Here is a 23,893-nt window from a genome sequence, read left to right as displayed (position 1 = left end):
TCCCGCCGGGACGACCGTCCCGGTTCATTCGACCGTCACGGATTTTGCAAGGTTTCTGGGTTGATCGACGTCGGTGCCTTTCGCGACGGCGCTGTGATAGGCCAGATACTGCATCGGGATGGCATACAGGATCGGCTGAAAGATCCCGCCGCCTTCGGGCAGGCACAGCGTCGCGTGGGGGCCGTCACCCGCAGCCGCGATCCCGGCGCGGTCCGACAGCAGCAGGATCTGGCCATGCCGGGCCATCACCTCCTGCATGTTCGAGACGGTCTTTTCGAACAGCGCGTCATGCGGGGCCAGCACGATCACCGGCACGTCGCGGTCGATCAGCGCGATGGGGCCGTGCTTCAGCTCGCCCGAGGCATAGCCCTCGGCGTGGATATAGCTTAGCTCCTTCAGCTTCAGCGCGCCTTCCAGCGCCACCGGGAACAGGGCGCCGCGTCCCAGATACAGCACGTCCTGTGCCTGGGACAGCCATTCGGACAGCACCCGGCAATCATCCGACAGGTCCAGCGCCTGTTGCATAAGGCCGGGGATGCGGCGCAGGTCGGCCAGGTGCCGGGCCAGGTCCGCATCGCCGATCCGGCCCCGGTCATGGGCGGCCTTCAGCGCCAGGATCGCCAGAACCGTCAACTGGCAGGTAAACGCCTTCGACGACGCGACGCTGACCTCGATCCCGGCCAGCGTCGGCAGCGCGATATCGCTGTCGCGGGCGATCGCCGAGGTGCCGACATTCACCAGCCCGACCGTCCGCGCGACATGGTCGCGCGCGTAATGCAGCGCGGCCAGCGTGTCGGCGGTCTCGCCCGACTGGCTGATCGCGACGAACCAGCTTTGCGCCGACAAGGGCGGCTCGCGATAGCGGAACTCGGACGCCACGTCGATGTCGCAGGGCAGTCCGGCCAGCTGCTCGAACCAGTATCGCGCCACATGTCCGGCCAGATGCGCGGTGCCGCAGCCGACCAGCGCGATACGGTCGACGCCCGCGAAATCAAGCCCGTCGGGCAGCACGATCCGGTCGCCCTTGACATAGTGGTTCAACACATCGCCGATCACCACCGGCTGCTCGGCGATCTCCTTAGCCATGAAATGGCGGTAGCCGCCCTTGTCGATCGCGGTCGCGCCCACGTCGATGCGGGTCTCGCGGCGGGCGACCGGGCTGCCGTCGCCGTCGAACACCTGCGCCCCGGCGCGGGTCAGCACGGCGTGGTCGCCGTCCTCAAGATAGGTGATGCGGTCGGTAAAGGGGGCCAGCGCCACCGCGTCCGAGCCGACGAACATCTCGCCCGCGCCATGGCCGATGGCCAGCGGGCTGCCCTTGCGGGCGACGACCATCAGGTCGGTCTCGCCCTGGAACAGGAAGGCCAGCGCGAAGGCGCCGCGCAGCCTGGCCAGCGTCGCGCGTGCGGCCTCGACCGGGGACAGGCCCTGTTCCATGTGCCGGCCGGTCATCAGGGCCACGGTCTCGGTATCGGTCTGCGATTGCGGCTGAATGCCGGCGGCGATCAGCTCGTCCCGCAATTCGCGGAAATTCTCGATGATGCCGTTATGGACGACCGCGACCGGCCCGTGCCGGTGCGGATGCGCGTTCGCTTCGGTCGCGGCACCATGGGTGGCCCATCGCGTGTGGCCGATCCCGGCGTGACCGCGCAGCGGCTCGTGCACCAGTCGGTCGGACAGGTTGATCAGCTTGCCGACCGCGCGGCGGCGGTCCAGCCGGCCGCCCGCGTCCACGGTCGCGACGCCGGCGCTGTCATAGCCGCGATATTCCAGCCGCCGCAGCGCATCGACCAACTGCGGCGAGACCTCGTGCTTTCCCAGAATGCCGATGATGCCGCACATTATCTCTTCTCCTTCGCGGCGCGCAGGCTGGCCATCAACCGCACCGCAAGGCCGGGCTTGTTGGCCTGTCGCGCCCGCGCCACCGCCAGCGCCCCGTCCGGCACGTCCTGGGTGATCACCGATCCCGATCCGGTCAGCGCCTCGGCGCCGACACGCACCGGCGCGACCAGCATCGTGTCGCTGCCGATGAAGGCGCGGGGACCGATCTCGGTGCGGTGCTTGCCGACGCCGTCGTAATTGCAGGTGATCGTGCCCGCGCCGATATTGCTGTGCTCGCCCACATGCGCGTCGCCCAGATAGGTCAGGTGGCCGACCTTGACGCCCTCTTCCAGCACCGCGTTCTTGATCTCGACGAAATTGCCGACATGAGCATCCCCGCCCAGCTCGGCCCCCGGACGCAGCCGCGCAAACGGCCCGACCGTCGCCCCGGCCGAGACATGGCAGCCTTCGAGATGGCAGAAGGGCAGGATCTCGGCGCCGGATTCGATCGTCACGCCCGGTCCGAAGACGACATTCTGGCCGATGATCGCATCGCGCCCGATACAGGTGTCCAGCGCGAACCAGACCGTGCCCGGATCGCTCAGCGTGACGCCGTTCTCCAGGGCTTCGGCGCGGGCGCGGGCCTGGAACGCGGCCTCGGCGGCGGCCAGTTCGGCGCGGGTATTGATGCCCAGCGTCTCTTCCTCGTCGCAGGTCACGACATCGGCGCGCAGTCCCTCGGCACGGGCCAGCGCGACCAGGTCGGTCAGATAGTATTCGCCCGCCGCGTTGTCGTTGCCCAGCCGCCCGATCAGTTGCCGCAGCCGCGCGGCGTCCAGCGCCATCACACCGCTGTTGCACAAGGCGATCTGCCGGGTGGCTGCGTCCGCGTCCTTGTATTCGACGATCCGTTCCAGCCCGCGCGCGCCGACCACCAGCCGGCCATAGCGGCCCGGATCCTCGGCCTCGAAGCCCAGCACCACCAGATCGGCGGGGTGGCTGGCCAGCGCGGCCAGCGTGTCGGCGCCGATAAAGGGCGTGTCGCCGTAAAGCACGACGACCTTGCCTTCGAACCCTTCCATCTCGGGCAGGGACTGGCGCACCGCGTGGCCGGTGCCAAGTTGTTCGCGCTGCAGCACGATCCGCGCATCGGGATCCAGCCTCGCCACCGCCCCCTGCACCAGATCGGCGCCATGGCCCGCGACGACGATGACCTGTTCCGGATCAAGGCTGCGCGCGCCCGCAAGCGCGTGACCGATCAGCGGCACGCCGCCCAGACGGTGCAGCACCTTCGGCAGATCCGACTGCATCCGGCTGCCCTGACCCGCCGCCAGGATCACCACCGCTATCGGAACATCCGCCATCTCTGCCCTCATTACCTGTTCATTTTGCTTGCAAAGCGTTCTAGTCCGGGCACGGCGCGCTGGAAAGGCCCTGTCGGCCCGGGCGCGTTCACCTTTGTTTACGGAACATTTCGCAAGGCAGGATGGCGCATGACGGGAACGGTGGTCTTCGATCTGGACGGCACGCTGGCCGATACCTCGGGCGATCTGGTCGCCGCGGCGAATGCCTGTTTCGAGGCGCGCGGCCTTGGCGCGCTGCTGGACCCGGTGGCGGACGCGCTGATCGCCTTTCACGGCGGCCGCGCGATGTTGCGGGCGGGATACGGGCGGATCGGCAGCGACACGCTGTTACCGCCCGCGGCCGAGGATGAGGATTATCCCCGGCTTCTGGATCACTACGGTCGCAACATCGCCGTCCACACGCGGCTGTATCCCGGGGTCGCGGCGGCGCTGGACCGGCTGCAGGACGACGGGTTCCGGCTTGCCGTCTGCACCAACAAGCCCGAGGCGCTGGCCCGAACACTGCTGGCCGAGCTGGGCATCGCGGGCGTGTTTCACGCGCTGATCGGGGCCGACACGCTGCCGGTTCGCAAGCCCGATCCGCGCCCCTACCGGGCGGCGGTCGAGGCGGCCGGCGGGCAGGTCGGTCAGTCCTTTCTGCTGGGGGACACGGAAACCGATCGTCGCACCGGCCATGCCGCCGGGGTTCGGGTGGCACTGGTGTCCTTCGGCCCCGAGGGCGAGGCGATCGCGCGGCTGGCCCCCGACGCGCTGATCGGCCATTATGACGAGTTGCACGGCTTGGCGCATCGCTGGCTGCGGTCATCGGGGTCGGGGGATGCCGGTCACGGTTTGGCGCTGTGAAGGGGGCGGTTCGCCCCCGTCCCGTGCCGGGACCGCCCCGGAGGATCTTTCTGAAAAGAAGAAGACGGCGTTAAGCCTTCGTTAACCGTTCCGCGTTAACGGTTCCCATGCGGGCGGTCAGAGGCGCCGCCCCGCAAATCAGGCAGCGTGTCCCGCCCGTGCCAGATCTGCCAGTCGGCAGGGGCGGGACACGCAAATGCCGGGCCTATTCCGCTTCGCTGGCCGGCTTGGCGTTCAGCTGGCCGTATTGCTGGGCGCCGATCGTGTCGTGCAGTTCCAGCTGGGTTTCCAGGAAGTCGATATGGCCTTCCTCGTCCGCGATCAGATCCTCGAACAGGTTCTTGCTGACATAATCGCCGACCTTGTCGCAGTGGTCGCGCGCCTCGACATACAAGGTCCGCGCATCATGCTCACCGGCCAGATCGGCTTCCAGCGTTTCCTTGAGATTCTGGCCGATCCGCAGCGGATCCAGCTTCTGCAGGTTCGGATGACCTTCCAGGAAAATGATTCGCTGGATCAGCCGGTCGGCATGGTTCATCTCTTCGATGGATTCGGCCCGCGACTTGTCGGCCACGTGGCCATAGCCCCAGTCTTCCTGCAGGCGGTAATGCAGCCAGTACTGGCTGACCGCCGTCAGTTCAGAGCGTAGTGCCGCGTTGAGATATTCGATGACCTTTGCGTCGCCCTTCATTCCGGTTGCCTTTCGTATAACCTGATTTCGCCCGCAAGATCGGTGGGGCTACTCCCAGACTATCGCAACCGCGCATGGTGTCCAGAAACAGCGGCATGCAGCCGCCACAATCTGCTGACTTTCCAAGGGCGTGATAGATCTTTCCGGGGGTGATGATCGTGTGCGGGTCCGACGCGCGCATCCACTCGATGGCGGCGCGGATCTCGTGGTCGGAAATCTGGGTGCAGTGGCAGACGATCATGAGGCCTCCGGAACTGGGCGGACCCTAGCGAATTTGTCAGATAAGTAAAGACCAAGGTTTTCGATTGGGAATCACATGCGGGCGAGTGTCGCTTGACGAGTGTCGCTTGACCTGCCGCGCGCGCGGGCGCAGAAGCCCGGGCCATGAAACTGTCCGATTTCGATTTCCACCTGCCCGAGCATCTGATCGCCACCCGCCCGGCGCGGCCGCGCAGTTCCGCGCGTCTGCTGCTGGCCGAAGGCGGCGCGATCGCGGATCGGCGTGTCAGCGACCTGCCGCAGATCCTGCGTGCGGGCGATCTGCTGGTGCTGAACGACACACGGGTGATCCCGGCGCGGCTGACCGGCACGCGAACCCGTCAGACGGGGCAGGGCGAGGCGGTCGCCAGGGTCGAGGTCACGCTGCTGGAACCCGCCGCCGATGGCTGGCAGGCCCTGGCCAAGCCGCTGCGCAAGCTGCGCGAGGGCGAGGTGATCCGCTTCGGCGATGCGCTGTCGGCCGAGGTGACCCGGATCGACGAGGGCGGGCTGCGATTGCGATTCGATGCGACGGGCGAGGCGTTCGATGCGGCGCTGAACGCCGTCGGCGCGATGCCGTTGCCGCCCTATATCGCCAGCCTGCGCGCGCCCGACGCGCAGGACCGCCACGATTACCAGACCGTCTGGGCGAACCGGCAGGGGGCCGTGGCCGCGCCCACCGCCAGCCTGCATTTCGATGCGTCGCTGTTGCAGGCGCTGGCTGCGCGGGGCGTCGAATTCGTGCATGTCACGCTGCATGTCGGCGCCGGCACCTTCCTGCCTGTCAAGGTCGAGGATGTGACGACGCACCGGATGCACGCGGAATGGGGCGAGGTGACGCCGGACGCCGCCGCACGCATCAACGCCGCCCGCGCGCAGGGGCGGCGGGTGATCCCGGTGGGGACCACCGCGCTGCGACTGATCGAATCGGCGGCGGACGCCGACGGAACGATGCGCCCGTTTGAGGGGACCACCGACATCTTCATCTATCCCGGCCATCAATTCCGGGTGACCGACGGGCTGATGACCAATTTCCATCTGCCGAAATCGACGCTGCTGATGCTGGTCTCGGCACTGATGGGATCGGAAAATATCGAACGGATCTATGCACATGCCGTTGCGGAACAATACCGCTTCTTCAGTTACGGCGATGCGTCGCTTCTGATACCCTGACGGCGGATTCCGGCTGGCATCCGCACGCTGCCGGACGTAGTGGCAGACAAACTGACTGATCAGTCAAATCTTGATGGAATGGGGTGCCGAATGTCTTCGGTGATGCGCAGCTCTTGGCCGCTGCTTTTGGGGATTCTGTTGCTGATGGTCGGCAACGGGATGCAGGGCACGCTGCTGGGGATTCGCGGCGGGATCGAGGGGATCCCGACGTCGCAGATGTCGGTCGTGATGGCGGCCTATTTCGGGGGCTTCCTGCTGGGCAGCCTCGTCGCGCCGCGGATGATCCAAAGCGTCGGCCATGTGCGCGTGTTCGCCGCGCTGGGGTCGCTGATCTCGGCGGTGCTGGTGTTGTATGCGGTGGCGCCCGACTGGATCTTCTGGTCGGTGATGCGGTTCCTGATCGGGTTCTCGTTCTGCGGCGTCTATATCACCGCGGAAAGCTGGCTGAACGCCAGTGCCACCAACAAGACGCGCGGGCAGGCGCTGGCCGCCTACATGATCGTGCAGATGCTGGGCATCATCATCGCGCAGCTTCTGCTGAACACCGGCGATCCGGCGGGCTTTCTGCTGTTCATCATTCCGTCGGTTCTGGTGTCGCTGTCCTTCACCCCGATCCTGCTGTCGGCCCAGCCCGCGCCCGCGTTCGAGACGATCAAGCGGATGTCCTTCGGGCGTCTCTATCGTGCCTCGCCGCTGGGCTGCATCGGCATCTTCCTGATGGGCGGCGTCTTTTCGGCGATGTTCGGCATGTCCTCGGTCTGGGGGTCGGCCAAGGGATTGTCGGTCCGCGACATCTCGATCTTCGTCGCGGCGATCTATGCGGGCGGGCTGCTGCTGCAATTTCCGATCGGCTGGCTGTCGGACCGCATGGACCGGCGCAAGCTGGTGCTGGCGCTGTCCGTCATAGGCACGCTGGTCGTCGTGGCGACCGTGGCGCTGCAGCCTGGCATCATGTGGCTGACGGTCGCGGGCGCGCTGATCGGCGGCGTCGCCAACCCGGTCTATGGCCTGCTTCTGGCCTATACCAACGATTATCTGGACCAGTCCGACATGGCGGCCGCCTCGGCGGGGCTGCTGTTCATAAACGGGCTCGGCTCGATGGCCGGGCCGCTGATCACCGGCTGGCTGATGGGGCTGATCGGCCCGGACGGGTTCTGGGTCTATATGGGCGTGCTGATGGCCGCCCTCAGCGTATATGCCGGCTGGCGGATGACGCGTCGCGCCGCGCTGCCCACCGCCGATCAGGGCAATTATGCCGTCATCACCCCCAGCGCGACCGTCCTTGCGGTCGAGGCCGCGCTGGACGACGCACAATCCCCTGACGACGCCGAAAGACCTGCCGCGCAAGGCTGATCTGCGCCCTCCGCCCCCTGCTTGCTGACCCCGGTCAAATGGTTTAACGCTGAACTATCTTCAGCAAGCGGGGGACGCGATGGCCCAGAATTTCGACATGGTGGTGATTGGCGCGGGGCCTGGCGGATATGTCGCCGCGATCCGCGGGGCGCAGCTTGGCCTGAAAGTGGCCTGCATCGAACGCGAACACCTGGGCGGCATCTGCCTGAACTGGGGCTGCATCCCCACCAAGGCCCTGCTGCGCTCGGCCGAGGTCTTTCACCTGATGGAACGGGCCAAGGATTTCGGCCTGTCCGCCGACAAGATCGGCTATGATCTGGACAAGGTCGTGGACAGGTCGCGGGGGGTCGCCAAGCAGTTGTCGGGCGGCATCGGTCATCTGTTCAAGAAGAACAAGGTGACCACCATCATGGGCGCGGCGACCCTGTCGGGCAAGGGCAAGGTCACTGTCAAGACCGACAAGGGCACCGAAGAGGTAACGGCGAAATCCATCGTCATCGCCACCGGCGCGCGGGCCCGCGAATTGCCGGGGCTGGAACCCGACGGTAAGCTGGTCTGGAACTACAAGCATGCACTGAAGCCGCCGCATATGCCGAAAAGGCTGCTGGTCATCGGATCGGGCGCCATCGGCATCGAATTCGCGAGCTTCTTCAACACGCTGGGCGCCGATACCACCGTGGTCGAGGTGATGGACCGCGTCCTGCCGGTCGAGGATGCCGAGGTGTCGGCCTTCGCCAAGAAAGCCTTCGAAAAACAAGGCATGAAGATCATCGAGAAGGCGTCGGTCAAGAAGCTGGACCGCAAGGGCGACAAGGTCACTGCCCATATCGAAAAGGCGGGCAAGACCGACACGATGGAATTCGACACCGTGATCTCGGCCGTCGGCATCGTCGGCAATACCGAGGGGCTAGGCCTCGAAGAGGCCGGCATCAAGGTGGATCGCACCCATATCGTCACCGACGAATATTGCCGCACCGGGGTCGAGGGCGTCTATGCCATCGGCGACGTGGCGGGCGCGCCCTGGCTTGCGCACAAGGCCAGCCACGAGGGCGTGATGATCGCCGAACTGATCAATGGCGGCCATCCGCACCCGGTCAAGCCGTCCAGCATCGCGGGCTGCACCTACTGCCAGCCGCAGGTCGCCTCGGTCGGGCTGACCGAGGCCAAGGCCAAGGAACAGGGCTACGACATCAAGGTCGGCAAGTTCCCCTTCATCGGCAATGGCAAGGCCATCGCGCTTGGCGAACCCGAGGGCTTCATCAAGACCGTCTTCGACGCCAAGACCGGCGAGCTTCTGGGCGCCCACATGATCGGTGCCGAGGTGACCGAACTGATCCAGGGCTACATCGTCGGTCGCACGCTGGAAACGACCGAGGCCGAATTGATGGAAACCGTCTTCCCGCACCCGACCCTGTCCGAGATGATGCACGAGGCGGTCCTGGACGCCTATGGCCGCGCGATCCACTTCTAGGCACCAACGGGCCTGCCTGACCGGAGCCCGGCTCTGGTCAGGCAGGGACTCTTGCTATGTGTCTCGATCGCCACGCTCCGACCGTTTCGCTGCCCCCGCTCAATTGGGTGTATCTGCGCGAACTGAAGATTGAGTTTTACGCAAGACAGGATATGGTTCCGGGCGCGCGGCTAATTTGCAGGATGCAGCATGCCCAGATGGTTTTCATATCGTCAGACAATTTTTGGAACGCAGACGACTGTGAATGGTGCTGCGTTCGATTTCGTGGCAGGACCCGGTGTCGGCCAGACATTCCGATGGACCGGATCGCAGTTCACCCACACGGTCCGCGAACAAAGCGATACTGCGACGAATTACAATGGCGATCCGACCAACGAAGAGGTTTCGCCTAACGAACGGATTGGCGCGACTGGTCAGCAGTCCACCGAGGTCGCGGGCACGGCACGTCCGACGATCATTGACTATGTCTTCGGCGTCACCGATGGAACGCAGTCCTACCAGATTGGTGTGATTGATGTCGATCTCAACGGAAATAACACTATCGGCACGGGCGAGAACGGGTATTACCTGATTTTCATCGGGGATCCACCGCCCGCTGACACCGACCTGACGATTCAGGGCATCACCAGCAACAACAACGCGTACCCGCACGACGATTTGGGTGCGCTTGTAGTCTGTTTTGCCCGCGATACGCAGATCATGACCGATCAGGGCCAGGTTGCCGTCCAGGTCCTGGGCGGGGGCGACCTGATCATGACGCGCGATGCGGGGCTTAGACCCGTGCGCTGGATCGGCAGCCAGCGCCTGTCAGCTGCCACGCTGAATGCGTTCCCAAATCTGCGGCCGATCAGGATTCGCGCAGGCGCCTTGGGCGAAGGATGTCCCTCTCAGGATCTGCTCGTGTCGCCGCAGCACCGCGTTCTGGTCCGGTCGCGACTTGCACAGGATCTGTTCGGCACGGACGAAGTTCTGGTGGCGGCCAAGCAACTGCTGTCGATTGCCGGGATCGAGACCGCCGAAGATCTGCCCGACGTCGAGTATTTTCATTTCCTTCTCGACGATCATCAGGTCGTCTTCGCCAACGGTGCCGAGGCTGAAAGCCTCTATACGGGCCGACAGGCGTTGAAGGCCGTGGGACGCGCCGCGCTTGACGAGATCTATGCGATTTTCCCAGAGCTGCGGGATCGCGACCCGGATGACCGACCCGAGGCCGCCCGCCGTCTCTTGACCGGCCGCCAGGGACGCATCCTTGCCGCGCGCCACGCTGCTGCGAACCGCCCGCTGCTGGACGCCTAGAGGACGCGGGCCATGAGATCTGGGCGCGAGGGCATCTTCTTGCAGCTGGCGCGCTGAAACCGGGCAGCGTCGGAAACCGCGCAACGCGCGCACGCTGTGTACAGGCTGTGCACAGCTTGTGCCGCCCCGGTGCACGGCCTGTGCAGCCAGAAACCCAGCAAATGCTGGCCGCAGATATCGCGGCATCTGTTGCGTGTGCTCATGCAACGCGCGTTGCTGTTGCGCCGTGCTATTCCTCTGCCGGGATCAGCCGCGTGACGCCCAGTGCCGCGGCGCGCGCCAGTTCCGGGTCCAGCGACATTCCGATATACTCGCCCCGCCGCCACAGCCCCGCCAGGTCGTCATAGTGGCGTGAAAACGGGTGCCCGGATTGGCCGGTTGAGGTGATGAAGACCGAACTGTCGGGATCGGCAAGATCATAAACGCCGCGATACCCCGCGCCCGTCGCGGCCTCGAAAGGTTCCGCACCACCGCCCAGCAAGCCACTGACCGCGATGGTAAAATCCCCGCCCGACACGGATTGCGTCAGGTTGACGATCCATCCCAGCGCCGGCAGATCGCCCAGGCCAGGATGCAGGTGCCGGGCCTGATGCGCGTCGCCCCATCGCCAGCTTGTGACATTCGGGCCAAAGCGTTCGGTCAGGTCCAGGATCGCCCGGTCCAGCGCCTGCCGGGCGATGGTCGTGCAGTCCTCGACCGGCGCGCTTTGCACGATGTCGCACCACCGCGCCGCGCCATCCCTGTTGCGAAACACCGCGTCGATGAAGCCCGGCTGCAGCATCGTGATGTCGTCCGCCAGCGGCCCAAGCTCATCCCGGATCAACCGGTCCTGCAACGCCCGCATCCACGCCGCATATATCAGCGGCTCGGGCAGGTGCTCGCTCATTTCGCCGTCCCATTCGGCCAGCAGATTCAGGGCATCCTGACGCTGACGCTCGGGCGTGCCGGGCGCTGCGGGCTCGCCCGTGAACCACAGATCGGCACCGACAGGCGGCAGCAGCGCGCGCGCCGCCGGGCTGACCGTATCCAGCTGCGTGGCGATGAAGCTGTCGCGCGAATGCACCTCGCGATCCTGCAGCAACCGGCCTAGCCGCGTGCGCCGCAGCGCCGGGGCATCGCGTTCCTCGGTGGCGATCAGAATGCCATCGGACGGGCTGATGTCGGTGGTCACCGGCTCGGCGCCCTGCCAGCCGGTGCTGTCCAGCCAACCCGGCGTCGGCAGAGCCCCGCCGGTCGGGTGGTCTTCGGCACGGCGCGGCATGGCACCGGCCGTGATCTGCCGCACGCCGTCCTCGTCGGCCAGCGTTACCGTCAGGGCAGGCGCGACGACCTTGGCCAGCGCGGAACTGGCGCTTTGGGTGTCCGGCGCGCGCATCAGACCGATCAGCGCGGACATGGTGCGATCGGTGTCGGAAAGCCCGGTCCAGTTCAGGGCGGCGACATGGCCAGCTGGGGTGATATCGGGCAGTCCGGGATCGAAGCCGGGGACCAGCGGCCCGTTCTCGGTCCGCCGCAGGGTGATCGACTGGTCCTGGCCGTCCAGAACGCGAATGACCTCTTGCCGTGTCTGGAACTCGGTCCAGCCGTTTCTGCCGCGATACCGGGCCGAGTTGCCCGGCTGAAGCTCTTCGATGAACAGATCGGCATCGTCGACGGGCGCCGGGGTGATGCCCCACGCCAGCCGAGGGTTGCGCCCTGACAGGATCGCGGGAATTCCCGGAATGGTCGCGCCGATCACCCCGCCCGAGGAAAGTTGCAGCCGGGCCAGATAATACAGCGATGGCACCGTCAGCGGCACATGCGGGTCGTTGGCCAGCAATGCGCCGCCGACCGCCGTGCGATCCGACGCAGCGGCAAAGCCGTTAGCACCAAGGCCCTGTCCGGGGCGCAGGAAGGCCAGCGGATCGCGGGATTGATCGGGGGCGACTTGCGCGCGCGGCGGGCCAAGCCTGGTGCCCGGAAACAGCGTCGCATAGGCCGGAAGGCCAGGTAGGCTGGCGCCGTCCAACACCTCGGTTCCGTGTTCGGGTGCTGCCAGCGACAGGCGCGCGCGCAGAACCTCTTCCGTTGCGGCGTTGCTGGATGCGGCGGCGAACAGTTTCAGGATCGCCAGCGAATCCTCGGGTTGCCAATAGGAGATCTGTCCGGGAACCAGGAAGAATTCAGGTGCGCCACGTCCCAGCGCATTCTGGTTCACCTCGGCGATCCACTGATTCACCCCGGCGGCATAGGCGTCAAGCGCGGCGCGCGTATCGCTGTCCTGCGCCTCAAGCGAGGCCGAGGCAGTGCGGTACAGTTCCAGCCGCCGAGCCAGATTGTCGCTGCCAAAGGCGCGCGCGCCAACGATTTCCGACAGGCGGCCCTGTGCGGCGCGGCGCAGCACGGTCATTTGGAACAGCCGGTCCTGCGCGTGGGCGACGCCAAGCGCGAAGAACATGTCGGCATCGCTTTGGCCGAAGACATGCGGGACATTCTCGGTCGACCGGACGATCTCGACCGGCGCCGACAGACCCTCCATCCTGTAACTTGCGCCATAGTCCGGCAGGGACCGGACGGCGAAATACCAGGCCAGCAGCGCGGCCAGCACCAGAAAGGCGATCAGAACGACGGTCAGCCGAAGCAGCCAGCGGAATAGGGTCAGCATGAGAGGACGTCGTTCATCTGCAGGGCTGCTAGCCTTGAAAGGGCGTGCCGGTGCTTGACCATGGCACGCTTGAATGGTGGTGTGTTGCATAGGACAGCCGCGTTGTCATTTCAACGCGCGAGCGGTGGCGCAGGTCACAACCGCTGCGACTGTCGGGGCGCGGCAACACTGGAGGATGGAATATGGCGAAACTGGCGTTTCTGGGCCTTGGGGTGATGGGGTATCCGATGGCCGGGCATCTGAAAGCCGCGGGGCATGATGTCACGGTCTATAACCGCACGGAGTCAAAGGCGAAATCCTGGGCGGCCCAACATGGCGGCGCATCGGCGCCGACCCCGCGCGAGGCGTCGTCGGGTGCTGACCTTGTGATGGCATGCGTGGGCAACGACGACGATCTTCGGTCGATCTGTCTTGGCGAAGACGGCGCGTTCGCGGGGATGGCGAAAGGCGCGATTTTCGTCGATCACACCACTGTATCCGCCGCAGTCACGCGAGAACTGGCCGCAATCGCCCGCGAACACGGGATAGGCTATGTCGATGCGCCGATCTCGGGCGGACAGGCCGGTGCCGAAAACGCTCAGCTTTCGGTGATGTGTGGCGGCGATCAGCAGGATTTCGACAGCGCTGCGCCGGTTATCGACGTCTATGCCAAGATCTGCCGCCGGATGGGCGATGTCGGTGCCGGGCAGATGACGAAGATGTGCAATCAGATCGCCATCGCCGGGCTGGTTCAGGGCCTGTCCGAATCGCTGGCCTTCGCACAGAAGGCCGGGCTGGATGTCGAGAAGGTGGTCGAAGTCATCAGCCAGGGCGCTGCGGGCAGTTGGCAGATGGTCAATCGCCACAAGACCATGGCCGCAGGTCAGTTCGAACACGGCTTTGCGGTCAACTGGATGCGCAAGGATCTGTCGATCTGCCTTGCCGCTGCCGACGAGGTGGGGGCGTCGATGCCTGTCACGGCCCTGGTCGATCAGTTCTACAAGGACGTGCAGGTGATGGGCGGGGGACGTTGGGATACCTCGTCGCTGATCGCGCGGCTGACCCGCTGACTGGGTCCGGCGTCCGGTCTGTCCGCATTGCGCGGCATTATCCCAATGCAAGGCCGGAACGCCGGATGGTCCCATCGCGTTTAACACGGGCTATGAGGAATCGCCGGCCTATCGCTCGGCGCGTTAGCAGACAGGAGGCCATGATGGCCAACCGCACCTTGACCGGACAGGTCGAGTTCGACGTTACTGGTGTATCCGAGACCGAGGCGCAGGGCGAGATGCAGATCGGTCCAGGTATGTTGAACCCTGTCGGCACGGTCCACGCCGGTGCATTGATGTGGTTTGCAGACGTCGTGGCAACCAATCTTGTCATGGGGGGCGAACAGGTCACCGAAGGCATGGACAGCTTTCCGGTGGCCATCACGCTGAACGCGCAGCTTCTGGCCAATCAGAAGCATGGCAGCCTTGCTGCGCGGGCCGTCTGGCTGCGTCGGGGGCGGCGCGTCTCGACCGTACGGACCCAAGTGACCGACGAAAGCGGCAAGGTTCTGCTGGATCTGACCTCGACCCATCTGGGCACACACCGCTGAAAGCCGTCGCTTGATCCGCGCGGGCGCTGGCTGCAATCTGTTCCGAACCAAGGGAGGACAGGACGGATGGACGGCCTGATGATGCATCGCCCGCTGATCCAGAGCGGGCTTCTGGACTATGCCGCCGACAGCTTTCCCGACGCCGAGATCGTATCGCGGCGGGTCGAGGGAGATCTGCACAGACAGACTTACGGTGCCGCAAGGAAGCGGGCGGTCCAGCTATCCTTCGCGTTGCAGCAGATGGGCATTGGCGCGGGCGACCGCGTGGCGACCTTGGCGTGGAACGGCTATCGGCATTTCGAGATATATTATGCGGCACCGGGCATTGGCGCGATCTGCCACACGATCAATCCGCGCCTGTCGGCCGAACAACTGATCTTCATTGCCCACCACGCGGGCGACAAGGTGCTGTTTCTGGACCTGACCTTCCTGCCGATAGTCGAGCGGCTGAAGGATCGGTTGCCGCAAATGCGCTATGTGCTGATGACCGATCGGGCCAACATGCCGGAAAACAGCCTTGATGCGCTGTGCTACGAAGATCTTCTGCTGGGGCAGCCCTCGGACCGGGACTGGCCCGAGTTTCCCGAAACCACGGCATCGGGGCTGTGCTACACGTCGGGCACGACGGGTGATCCCAAGGGCACGTTGTATTCCCATCGGTCCAACATGCTGCACGCGATGAGCGTTGTGGTCTGCCTGTCCGCCGATCTTGGACCGCAGCCGCGCATCCTGCCGGTGGTGCCGCTGTTTCACGTCAACGCCTGGGGGCTGCCATTCGCCGGGCCGTTGATGGGCGCGTCGCTGGTGATGCCGGGGCCGCAGTTGGACGGATCCAGCCTGTGGCAGCTTTGCGAAGACGAAGCGGTCGAAAGCGCCTGGGGCGTGCCGACGATCTGGCAAGGGCTTTACGCCGAAATCCGTCGCCGCGGCGCCAAGCCCGACGCGCTGCGCCATATCGTCGTCGGCGGCAGTGCGATGCCACGCAGCCTGACCGAAGGTTTCGAGCAACTGGGCATCGAGGTGAATCACGCCTGGGGCATGACGGAAACTTCGCCGCTTGGAAGCCACGGGTCCTTACCCGTCAGCAGCCGCGCCGAGCCCTTCGAGGCGCGCATGGCGCTGAAGGCTACGCAGGGGCGTCGGGTCTTTGGCGTCGAGATGAAGATCGTGGACGATGCCGGACAGCGACAGCCCCATGACGGCAACGCGATGGGGCAGTTGTTCGTTCGTGGAAACACCATCGCCAGCGGATATTTCAACAATGAAGAAGCCAGTCGGAAGGTGATCGACGCCGAGGGCTGGTTCGCCACCGGCGATATCGCCTCGATCAGTCCCGACGGATATCTGACCTTGCGCGACCGGGCGAAGGATCTGATCAAGTCGGGTGGCGAATGGATCAGTTCGATCGATGTCGAGAATTGCGCGCTGGCCCATCCAAAGGTTGCGCAATGCGCGGTCATCGCCATGCCGCACCCGAAATGGGGCGAGCGTCCGCTGATGATCGTCAAACCCGCAAACGCTGACGATCGGCCTAACCTAAGCGAAATCCATGAAGTTCTTTCCCCGCATCTGGCCCAGTGGCAATTGCCCGATGATCTGGTTTTCGTGGACGAACTGCCACTGACAGCGACAGGCAAGGTCAGCAAGCTGAAGCTGCGCGAACAGTTTCGCGACCATGTGATGCCATAGTCTTCGCCAGGCTGGCTCGCGGCTCAGGAGAGAGGCGCACCCGTCCACCATGGCGGGATCTGCCGCAGCTTCTTCCAAGCCTTCTGGGCAGTGCGCAAAGCGTCGGCTTCGATCTGGTCGGCGTCTGGCGGCAGACCCGGGGCGGTCTCGTTTGACGCCTCGGCGGCGCGCATCGTGTCGATATCGTTCACGATGCCCAGTGCGTCCTGCATGCCGGCCATCCTTTTCGACATGGTCTTCGGATCATCGTTGAAGACTGGGCCAAAAAATTCGGAAAGATAGCGCATGTCCTTGGCCCGCTTGCGGAATTCGTGCAATTCGCCGCGCGGCAGGCGGCGCAGGTCGGGGCCGAAGGACAGAAGCTCGGTCCATGCGGTCTGTAACGCGCGCGACGCCATTACGCCCACCGGCGACGCGGCAAGACGCTGGCGCCGCGCGCCACGCATCACAGCGTTGGTATCGTGCAGCAGCGCTTCGATCTCGGTCTTCAGGGACAGCGCCTTGTCTGACGAAAGTTGTTCACGAATATCAGCACGCAGACTGGCGGCTTCCCTGGACGCCGCCTCGGCGTGGTCGGTCTGGCTTAGCGCCTCGGCGTGTACGTCGGCGTCGCGCAGCGGCCCCAACGCCTGAAATCGGGACTTCAAAAGATCGCTCAGCCGATCCGCGCTCTTGCGGGTCAGCATGTCTGAAAAGCCGCGAACCAGCGACCGCAATCGCCGCAGCGCAACCCTTGCCTGATGGACATGCTCGGGATCGTCCGATTCCAGAATGCCAACACGGCGCGCCTCGTAGATCGCAGCACCCTCGCGCAACAGGCGCCGCAAGGCGTCGATCCCGGTCGTCTCGGGCGCGATGCCTGCGGATTTCACCATCTTCTTCGCTTTGGGTTTGCTGGTCATGCCATATCCGTGGTGTCAGGTGGGGCAGGGTGCCTTTTGCGTCAGTCTAACGCATAACGTGGGCAAGCCAGGCAGGTTTCAGCGGTCGCGATGACGTCAGCTCTGCGGGGTGGCCTGCAGGGACCGGAACGCATCAAGCTGCGGCGCGGGGGTCGGGATGGGTCTGCGGGTGTCGTTGTCCACGGTCACCAGAACGAAAAAGGCGCGCGCGGATTCGGCCTGATCCATTTCGCGAAACATCCCCAGTTCGATGCGGATCGAGCTGTTGCCAAGCGCCTCGACCCGCAGCCCGATCTGCAGGCGATCCGGATGGGCAACCTCGCGGAAATAGGTGCAGCCATTTTCGACCACGACCTGGATCGGACCTGGCCCGCGATGGTCAAGCAGGCCCATCCCCATCAAAGTCATGTTCATCGCTTCGTCGAAAAGCGCGATATATGTCGCGTTATAAAGATGTCCGAACTGGTCGTTGTCGTTCCAGCGGGTCTGCATCGGCTGGAATATGGCATAGGCGTCGCGGCTGTGCGGGGTCTTTCGTGGGGACATGCTTCCTCGGGGCTTCAGGCGTGGCGGTCAGGCTGGTTACGGCGTGTCATTCAGCTGTCCCGCCCGGACTTTTGCACATCGGCAAGAACGAACAGGCGGATGGCGGTGGCCAGGCCGACATTGGCGGGTCGGGCATGGTCGATCTGCCCGATCAGCAGCGCGCGCGTCGTGTCACGGGCTCGCGCGGCGCGGCCCAGCGCCGTCCAGAACGGATCTTCCAGAGAAACCGACGTACGATGCCCGTCGATGGTGACCGACCGCTTGATAGGCGGCGTCATCGGAGGCAGGTCAGCCGTCATCGCGCTTGTGGGCGTCGTGGGCCCGGTCGTTTCGCCTTGCCTCGGCCTCGCGTGCCTGACGCTGGTTCTTGGCCTCGCCGAATTTCGCGGCGTTCGCGTCGCCCTTGGCGCGCTTGTCCATCCGACCGCGCTGCTTGCGCGCCTGCCGCAGATTGATGATCGTGGTCATGCGCTTTCCCCTGATGTCAGCGCGATCTGCCAGCTGACGCCGAACCTGTCGGTCAGCCAAGTATAGCGCGGCGCGAAGGGATATTCACCCAGCGGCATCAGGATATCTCCGCCGGTTGCCAGAATCCGGGCGATCCGGTCCATCCGGGTCGCGCTGTCACAGCGGATCAACAGGCAGAACGGCCGCGCATCTGCGGGTTCGTCGTCAGGCGTTCCACCGGTCAGGATCAGCGGTTGGCCGGCGATCTCGACCCGCTGCGCGCACGGTGGGCCGTCTGCGCCGGTCGGTTCGGCCGACATGTCCGGGAAAGCGAGGGACCAGAGCGCGACGGCATCAGCCACCGCGCCCCGAAGTTTCAGTTGCGGCGTATCCGCCGTCAATCCTTTGGACCGATCATGTCCTCGGGGCGCACGATCCGGTCAAAGGTCTCGCCATCCACGAAGCCAAGCGCGATCGCCTCTTCGCGCAACGTCGTGCCGTTCTTGTGCGCGGTCTTCGCGACCTTGGTGGCGTTATCATAGCCGATGGTCGGGGCCAGCGCCGTGACCAGCATCAGCGATTCCTTCATCAGCTTTTCGATCCGCTCGATATTGGCCTTGGTGCCGACCACCATGTTGTCGGTAAAGCTGCTGGCCGCATCGCCCAGTAGCTGCATGGACTGCATGACGTTATAGGACATCATCGGGTTATAGACATTCAGTTCGAAATGTCCCTGCGACCCCGCAAACGTGACGGCGGCGTCGTTGCCCATCACATGCGCGCAGGCCATGGTCAGCGCCTCGGCCTGGGTCGGGTTCACCTTGCCGGGCATGATCGACGATCCCGGTTCGTTTTCCGGCAGGATCAGTTCGCCCAGACCCGAACGCGGCCCCGAGCCGAGCAGACGCATGTCGTTCGCAATCTTGAACAGCGATGCGGCAACCGTCTTAAGCGCGCCGGAAAAGAACACCATCGCATCATGGGCGGCCAGCGCCTCGAATTTGTTCGGCGCTGTCACGAAGGGCAGGTCGGTAATCTTGGCGATTTCGGCCGCGATGGCGGTGTCCCAGCCCTTCCTGGTGTTCAGCCCTGTGCCCACGGCGGTGCCGCCCTGTGCCAGTTCGTAGATCTGCGGCAGGCACATCCGCACACGCTCGATACCCATCTTCACCTGATGGGCGTAACCGCCGAATTCCTGGCCCAAGGTCAGCGGCGTGGCGTCCTGGGTATGGGTGCGACCGATCTTGATGATGTCCTTGAATTCCTGCGACTTGTCTTCCAGCGCCTTGTGCAGCTTTTCCAGGCCGGGGATCAGCACGTCGCGGGCCATCATGCCGATGCCGACATGCATCGCGGTCGGGAAGGTGTCGTTCGAAGACTGCCCCATATTGCAGTGGTCGTTGGGGTGAACGGGATCCTTGCTGCCCAGCTTGCCGCCGAGGATCTCGATGGCGCGATTGCTGATGACCTCGTTGGCGTTCATGTTCGACTGCGTGCCCGACCCGGTCTGCCAGACGACCAAGGGGAAGTTGTCGTCAAATTTACCCTCGAAGACCTCGGTGGCGGCCTGTTCCATCGCGCGACCGATGCGTTCGTCCAGCTTGCCCTCAGACATGTTGATCCGCGCCGCAGCCAGCTTGATTGCCCCCAGCGCGCGAATGATCGCGACCGGCTGACGTTCCCAGCCGATGGGGAAATTCATGATCGAGCGTTGGGTCTGGGCGCCCCAATATTTGCTGGCGTCCACCTCCAGCGGGCCGAAGCTGTCGGTTTCAGTGCGGGTCTTGGTCATGATGATGGCTCCCTCGCGGTTTCGCGGCGGTTTTACCGCCCGGTGGCCTGATTGGCAATTCGTATGCAGTCGTATGCCGTTAAGGCCGCGGCAGCGCCTCCAGCGCTTCGCGAAGCCTGTCATGTTGTGTCCCGGGCAGGGGCAGGATCGGCAGAGGTGGTTGGGCGTCGGACAGTCCCAGCTTATTGGCGGCGGCGTAAACGACCCGAAGACTGCCGAAGTCGCGGAACAGGGACCACAGCAGCCCGAAGGCCGCATCGATCCGCCCGGTCAGTGTCGCATCGTCCGACATCGCGGCGCGCCCCAGCCGCAGGAACGGTTCGGGCAGCAATCCGGCGGCGACGCTGAAGAACGCATCCGCCCCGGCCAGCAGTGAGGGCGCCGCACCCCAGTCGCCACTGTAGCCGATGACGAAATCCGGGGGCAGGGCATCGCGAAGACGCCCGATCTCGCCCGCGAAATCGCCATCCCCAGGCAGAGGCATCTTGACCGCGCAGATATTGGGCAATTGCGCGAGGCGGGCCAGCAGCGGCACGGAAAAGCTGAAATGCGTGGTCGATGGATTGTTGTAGATGCATAGCGGCAGTCCCGCGGCCTCGGACACGGCTGCGAAGTGATGGAACACCTCGTCCTCGGTCAGCGGCGTATAGCTGACGGGTGCCAGCAGCAATCCGTTGGCACCGGCGCGTTCGGCGTGCCGCGCCAATGCCACGGCATCGGCCGTGCGCAGGGCGCCGACGCCGGTGACAACCGGAACCTGTCCGTCGACCCGCGCCAGAGCCAGGTCCAGGACGCGCTGACGTTCGGCCAGCCCAAGATAGGCATATCCGCCCGTGCTGCCCAGAAGACCGACCGAATCGACCCGCGCGGCGACTAGCCGATCCAGAAGCCGCCTCAACGCGGCAGGATCGGCGCAGCCATCGGCATCTGTCGGGGTGATCGGGAAGGCCGAGATGCCTTGGAAAAGGGTCATGGGCGGTTCCTTCGCTTGCGCGTGAAGATCGCCATGGATGCACGCGGAAGGCAAGATGTCAGCCGCGATTTTACCTGAACTCCCGCGCGGCGCGTGTATGGATCGCCAGCCAGACCAACCCTGCCGCAAGAAGGCCCAGAAACACCAAAGCCCACGACTGCCCCGCCGAAAACGCGACGTGATGCATGATCCGGCCCGGCAGGAAGGTGAAGGCGCCAGCGCCCACCAGCGCGAACCAGAAAAGCTGCGTCACACTGCGGCGGTGTGCGGTGATCCGACCCGCGCGCGCAAGCATCGGGATCCGCACGCACAGGACAAGCGTCAGGGCCGACAGCAGATGGATCGGCGAGAATGGCCCGATCATGCGGATCGTCTGGATCCAGAAGGACGCGACCGCCGCGACCACCATCAGGATGATCCAGATCCTGCCCCAGAAGCGATGACGGTTCGTGCCCTTGCGCCCCAGCAGCAGGGCGACACCCAGCAAAGCGGCCGGAATGACCACCGCGACATGGATCTGGATCGCAATCGGGGCGTGGATCAGCGGGTCGAACATGGTCGGGCCTCCTTCCGGGCAGCATCGGTTGCGGTTGCCCATGCAACTGGCCATTCTTGGGGCAGATCATCAACGCGGCCTGCGCCGTCCGACCGGAGAAATGCGTGAACGCAAAAGACCTGCATTCCGCGCTTCGCGAGTTGCAGCACAACTTGTCGCTGCCGCGCCTGTGGATCGTGTTCGCGGTGGTGGTGGGACTGTTCGCCGTGACCGGACCGTTCGGGACATATGACCGGCTGCCACCCGCCGCACGGCTGGGATACTGGCTGATCGTGCAGGCGCTGGCGTGGCTGTTCGCCCTTTCCGCGGCAGTCCTGTCGGGATCGCTTCTGCAGCGCGTCGTTCCCGGCGCATTCATCCGCCTTCTGATCGCCGGGGCCATCGCGGCGCTGCCGATCGGGGTCATGGTGACGCTGGTCGACCGGGTCATCCTTGGTGACAGGATCGACCTCTCCGGCATTGTGCTGGGTGTCGCCCACGCGCTGCCGGTCAGTGTCGCGGTATGCGCGCTGAACTGGCTGGCGCTGGACCAACCGGATCCACCCTCCTCGGACACGGTGTCAGCGCCCGCGCTGCTGCGGCGATTGCCTGCGCCGGCGCGCGGCGCGCTGATCCGGATCGAGGTGCAGGATCACTATGTCCTCGTCGTCACAGACCGGGGCCGCGAGATGCTGCTGATGCGGTTTTCGGACGCCATCGCCGAAACCGATCCTGCGCCGGGGATCAGGGTGCATCGTTCGCACTGGATCGCGCTGCGCGACGATATTCAGACGGTTCGGTCGTCGGGCAGGAACGCCCGGCTGATGCTGAGGACCGCCGATGGCGCGCAGATCCCTGTCAGCCGCAGCTACCTGACAGATGTGCGCAGCAGGGTGGGATCATAGGCCGGGCGTCGCACGGTCCTGTCGGAAGACATAGACGCGTGCGGGCGGCAGATTGGCCCAGATGCGCCTGCTGCGTTCGTGGCGCAGCCCGAACTGGCGCCGCACGCTTTCCGACAGCGGCGGCAGCGGGCCATAGGTGATCTGCACAAAGGCGGCGCCCGGCCGCATCATCTGCAGCGCCGCGCCGACGATGGCCGCCTGCAACGCATCCGGCATCGGCAGGGTCGGCACACCCGAGATCACCGCGTCAAGATTCGCCCGCCCGACATTGACCATTTCCTGCGCGGGCAGGTTGTGGACGCGGGTGCCGGGATACAGGGTCCGAAGCCTGTCGCAGAAGGCCGCATTCAGTTCGTAAAGTTCCAGCGCCTCTGGCGGCAGACCACGCCCAAGGATGGCGCGCGTGATGGTGCCCGTGCCTGCCCCGATCTCGGCCACCGCACGCATGTCCGGCGTGATCACCCGCGCCATTTCACGGGCAGCCGCGCGTCCGGTCGGCGCAACCGCTCGGATCTCGGATGGGTGCCGGATGAACTGGCGAAAGAATAACGACAGGTCTGACATGGCGGACTCCTGCTGGTATGCCGAAGTCCGACCTATTTCAAACGGGTTACAGACGTATGACGCCTACTTGCGCCAGCGATCCAACTGAACGACCTCGCCACCGCCGGGGGGAATGTCGTCGGGGCTGTCGTCGCTGCCCTGATCGTCGTCAAGCTGGTATTCGGCGTCCTCGTGCTCTTCGTCGTCATCGCTGTCCTGCGTTTCGAAACGCAGGCCGAATTCGACCGAAGGATCGACAAAGGTCCGCAGCGCGTCGAACGGGATCCGCAAGGGTTCGGGCGAGTTTCCGAAATTCAGCGTGATGCCGAAACCCTCATCGTCGATGATCAGATTTTCGAACCAGCTTTGGATGACGATGGTCATTTCTTCGGGATAGCGTTCGCGCAGCCAGTCGGCCATCTCGACGCCATCTTCACGGGTATCGAAGGTGATGAAGAAATGATGATCACCAGGCAGCCCGTCCCGGGCCACGCCTTCCAGCACGCGCGCGATCAGTCCCTGCATCGCGCGATGCATCATTCCACCGTAGTCGATCCCTGACCGCGCCATGCCGTCACCTCTGCTGATTGGGGCCAAGCATAGGGATCTGACGGGCGATGAAAAGGGGGCGTGTTCGCGCCTGCCGGGCAAAATGTGCCGACCGGCCGCGATCTGCCGCGGCGGCTGCAAGCCAATCGATAAAAGGGGTGAAGGTGCAGGATTCTGTTGCAAGGCTCCTGCGGGCCCCGCCTTACGCTGCTAGGCGCAAGGAGTTAGGTTTCGGTTACTCGAGCTGCTTACGCAGCCAGAGCGACCGGAGCACGGTTGTCGTTGGCAACTGTACATTTCGCACCGATAACGGTGGTAGCTCACCGGGACAAAGCAAACCCCTTTAGACGTTCGTCGATCCTGTTTCGGCCCCATGATCCCCCAACGAGGTGATTTTTGGTGGAGCCGCCGGGTACCGCCCCCGGGTCCGATCCGCTTATTACGAGCGCGTTTATGTCCATAGTCCGGCTTGCGCCGAACAGTCCCAATATAGGGGCGGACCCGGTGCGCCGCAAGGCG

General features: G+C 64.8%; 24 protein-coding genes and 1 other RNA gene. 9 read left to right on the top strand and 16 right to left on the bottom strand.

Going from position 1 to position 23,893, the window contains the following annotated elements; genetic code table 11:
- Window positions 1–24: 24 nt before the first annotated feature.
- Window positions 25–1,842 (bottom strand): glutamine--fructose-6-phosphate transaminase (isomerizing), encoded by a 1,818-nt coding sequence (gene glmS, locus MU516_RS08930; RefSeq protein WP_260276881.1) that lies wholly within the window; start codon window positions 1,840–1,842, stop codon window positions 25–27.
- A complete protein-coding gene (gene glmU, locus MU516_RS08925) occupies window positions 1,842–3,185 on the bottom strand; it encodes a bifunctional UDP-N-acetylglucosamine diphosphorylase/glucosamine-1-phosphate N-acetyltransferase GlmU (RefSeq protein WP_260277019.1) in 1,344 nt (447 codons plus the stop codon). The genes glmS and glmU overlap by 1 nt, the downstream gene beginning before the upstream one ends.
- Window positions 3,186–3,314: 129 nt before the next feature.
- On the opposite strand from glmU, the gene MU516_RS08920 reads away from it, so the two are divergent.
- A complete protein-coding gene (locus MU516_RS08920; protein WP_260276880.1) occupies window positions 3,315–4,028 on the top strand; it encodes an HAD hydrolase-like protein in 714 nt (237 codons plus the stop codon).
- Window positions 4,029–4,233: 205 nt separating this feature from the next.
- On the opposite strand, the gene bfr is transcribed toward MU516_RS08920, so the two are convergent.
- Both bfr and MU516_RS08910 read right to left on the bottom strand, forming a co-directional pair.
- Window positions 4,234–4,719, bottom strand: coding sequence for a bacterioferritin (gene bfr, locus MU516_RS08915; RefSeq protein WP_260276879.1), 486 nt, complete (start codon window positions 4,717–4,719; stop codon window positions 4,234–4,236).
- Window positions 4,667–4,960 carry a (2Fe-2S)-binding protein gene (locus MU516_RS08910; protein WP_260276878.1) on the bottom strand — a complete coding sequence of 98 codons (294 nt, stop codon included), beginning with the start codon at window positions 4,958–4,960 and terminating at the stop codon, window positions 4,667–4,669. Before MU516_RS08910 ends, bfr begins: the two co-directional genes overlap by 53 nt.
- A 143-nt stretch (window positions 4,961–5,103) precedes the next feature.
- Between MU516_RS08910 and queA the strand changes: the two genes are divergently transcribed.
- The 4 genes from queA to MU516_RS08890 all read left to right on the top strand — a co-directional run bounded on the left by queA (window position 5,104) and on the right by MU516_RS08890 (window position 10,270).
- A complete protein-coding gene (gene queA, locus MU516_RS08905; protein WP_260276877.1) occupies window positions 5,104–6,150 on the top strand; it encodes a tRNA preQ1(34) S-adenosylmethionine ribosyltransferase-isomerase QueA in 1,047 nt (348 codons plus the stop codon).
- 90 nt (window positions 6,151–6,240) lie between these two features.
- Window positions 6,241–7,503 (top strand): MFS transporter, encoded by a 1,263-nt coding sequence (locus tag MU516_RS08900; protein WP_260276876.1) that lies wholly within the window; start codon window positions 6,241–6,243, stop codon window positions 7,501–7,503.
- Window positions 7,504–7,582: 79 nt separating this feature from the next.
- Window positions 7,583–8,974 (top strand): dihydrolipoyl dehydrogenase, encoded by a 1,392-nt coding sequence (gene lpdA, locus MU516_RS08895; RefSeq protein ID WP_260276875.1) that lies wholly within the window; start codon window positions 7,583–7,585, stop codon window positions 8,972–8,974.
- 189 nt (window positions 8,975–9,163) lie between these two features.
- Entirely contained in the window at window positions 9,164–10,270 is a 1,107-nt protein-coding gene (locus MU516_RS08890; RefSeq protein ID WP_260276874.1) for a Hint domain-containing protein, read from the top strand.
- A gap of 229 nt (window positions 10,271–10,499) precedes the next feature.
- Here MU516_RS08890 and MU516_RS08885 read toward each other — a convergent pair whose 3' ends face one another.
- Window positions 10,500–12,914 carry a penicillin acylase family protein gene (locus MU516_RS08885; protein ID WP_260276873.1) on the bottom strand — a complete coding sequence of 805 codons (2,415 nt, stop codon included), beginning with the start codon at window positions 12,912–12,914 and terminating at the stop codon, window positions 10,500–10,502.
- A 182-nt stretch (window positions 12,915–13,096) separates the two neighbouring features.
- Between MU516_RS08885 and MU516_RS08880 the strand changes: the two genes are divergently transcribed.
- From MU516_RS08880 to MU516_RS08870, 3 genes are all read left to right on the top strand, one after another.
- Window positions 13,097–13,963, top strand: a complete 867-nt coding sequence (locus tag MU516_RS08880) for an NAD(P)-dependent oxidoreductase (protein ID WP_260276872.1) — start codon at window positions 13,097–13,099, stop codon at window positions 13,961–13,963.
- Window positions 13,964–14,106: 143 nt separating this feature from the next.
- Window positions 14,107–14,493 (top strand): PaaI family thioesterase, encoded by a 387-nt coding sequence (locus MU516_RS08875; protein ID WP_260276871.1) that lies wholly within the window; start codon window positions 14,107–14,109, stop codon window positions 14,491–14,493.
- Between the two features lie 66 nt (window positions 14,494–14,559).
- Window positions 14,560–16,182, top strand: a complete 1,623-nt coding sequence (locus MU516_RS08870; RefSeq protein WP_260276870.1) for a long-chain fatty acid--CoA ligase — start codon at window positions 14,560–14,562, stop codon at window positions 16,180–16,182.
- 23 nt (window positions 16,183–16,205) lie between these two features.
- Here MU516_RS08870 and MU516_RS08865 read toward each other — a convergent pair whose 3' ends face one another.
- From MU516_RS08865 to MU516_RS08830, 8 genes are all read right to left on the bottom strand, one after another.
- On the bottom strand, window positions 16,206–17,084 hold the full coding sequence (locus tag MU516_RS08865) for a CHAD domain-containing protein (RefSeq protein WP_260276869.1): 879 nt from the start codon (window positions 17,082–17,084) through the stop codon (window positions 16,206–16,208).
- A 96-nt stretch (window positions 17,085–17,180) separates the two neighbouring features.
- Window positions 17,181–17,630, bottom strand: a complete 450-nt coding sequence (locus MU516_RS08860) for an acyl-CoA thioesterase (RefSeq protein WP_260276868.1) — start codon at window positions 17,628–17,630, stop codon at window positions 17,181–17,183.
- A gap of 50 nt (window positions 17,631–17,680) precedes the next feature.
- Window positions 17,681–17,908 carry a ribbon-helix-helix domain-containing protein gene (locus MU516_RS08855; RefSeq protein ID WP_260276867.1) on the bottom strand — a complete coding sequence of 76 codons (228 nt, stop codon included), beginning with the start codon at window positions 17,906–17,908 and terminating at the stop codon, window positions 17,681–17,683.
- Between the two features lie 10 nt (window positions 17,909–17,918).
- Window positions 17,919–18,098, bottom strand: coding sequence for a DUF4169 family protein (locus MU516_RS08850; RefSeq protein ID WP_260276866.1), 180 nt, complete (start codon window positions 18,096–18,098; stop codon window positions 17,919–17,921).
- The gene (locus tag MU516_RS08845) at window positions 18,095–18,478 is read right to left on the bottom strand and encodes a VOC family protein (protein WP_260276865.1); all 384 of its coding nucleotides are present in this window, start codon (window positions 18,476–18,478) and stop codon (window positions 18,095–18,097) included. The genes MU516_RS08850 and MU516_RS08845 overlap by 4 nt, the downstream gene beginning before the upstream one ends.
- Window positions 18,475–19,869, bottom strand: coding sequence for a class II fumarate hydratase (gene fumC / locus MU516_RS08840; protein ID WP_260276864.1), 1,395 nt, complete (start codon window positions 19,867–19,869; stop codon window positions 18,475–18,477). The genes MU516_RS08845 and fumC overlap by 4 nt, the downstream gene beginning before the upstream one ends.
- Before the next feature lie 79 nt (window positions 19,870–19,948).
- The gene (locus MU516_RS08835) at window positions 19,949–20,842 is read right to left on the bottom strand and encodes a dihydrodipicolinate synthase family protein (RefSeq protein ID WP_260276863.1); all 894 of its coding nucleotides are present in this window, start codon (window positions 20,840–20,842) and stop codon (window positions 19,949–19,951) included.
- 70 nt (window positions 20,843–20,912) lie between these two features.
- Window positions 20,913–21,398, bottom strand: a complete 486-nt coding sequence (locus MU516_RS08830) for a DUF2306 domain-containing protein (protein WP_260276862.1) — start codon at window positions 21,396–21,398, stop codon at window positions 20,913–20,915.
- A gap of 104 nt (window positions 21,399–21,502) precedes the next feature.
- Here MU516_RS08830 and MU516_RS08825 point away from each other — a divergent pair, with 104 nt between their 5' ends.
- On the top strand, window positions 21,503–22,282 hold the full coding sequence (locus MU516_RS08825) for a LytTR family DNA-binding domain-containing protein (protein WP_260276861.1): 780 nt from the start codon (window positions 21,503–21,505) through the stop codon (window positions 22,280–22,282).
- On the opposite strand, the gene MU516_RS08820 is transcribed toward MU516_RS08825, so the two are convergent.
- The 3 genes from MU516_RS08820 to ssrA all read right to left on the bottom strand — a co-directional run bounded on the left by MU516_RS08820 (window position 22,277) and on the right by ssrA (window position 23,893).
- Window positions 22,277–22,846 (bottom strand): class I SAM-dependent methyltransferase, encoded by a 570-nt coding sequence (locus tag MU516_RS08820; RefSeq protein WP_209055453.1) that lies wholly within the window; start codon window positions 22,844–22,846, stop codon window positions 22,277–22,279. The genes MU516_RS08825 and MU516_RS08820 overlap by 6 nt on opposite strands.
- 63 nt (window positions 22,847–22,909) lie before the next feature.
- Entirely contained in the window at window positions 22,910–23,395 is a 486-nt protein-coding gene (locus MU516_RS08815) for an SspB family protein (protein WP_260276860.1), read from the bottom strand.
- A 142-nt stretch (window positions 23,396–23,537) separates the two neighbouring features.
- Window positions 23,538–23,893: a transfer-messenger RNA gene (gene ssrA, locus MU516_RS08810) on the bottom strand.

The organism is Paracoccus maritimus (genome assembly GCF_025195095.1).
GTDB classification, from domain to species: Bacteria; Pseudomonadota; Alphaproteobacteria; order Rhodobacterales; family Rhodobacteraceae; genus Paracoccus; species Paracoccus maritimus.
The sequence above is the reverse complement of the archived record's forward strand: the minus strand, read 5'-3'. Positions and strand labels throughout refer to the sequence as shown.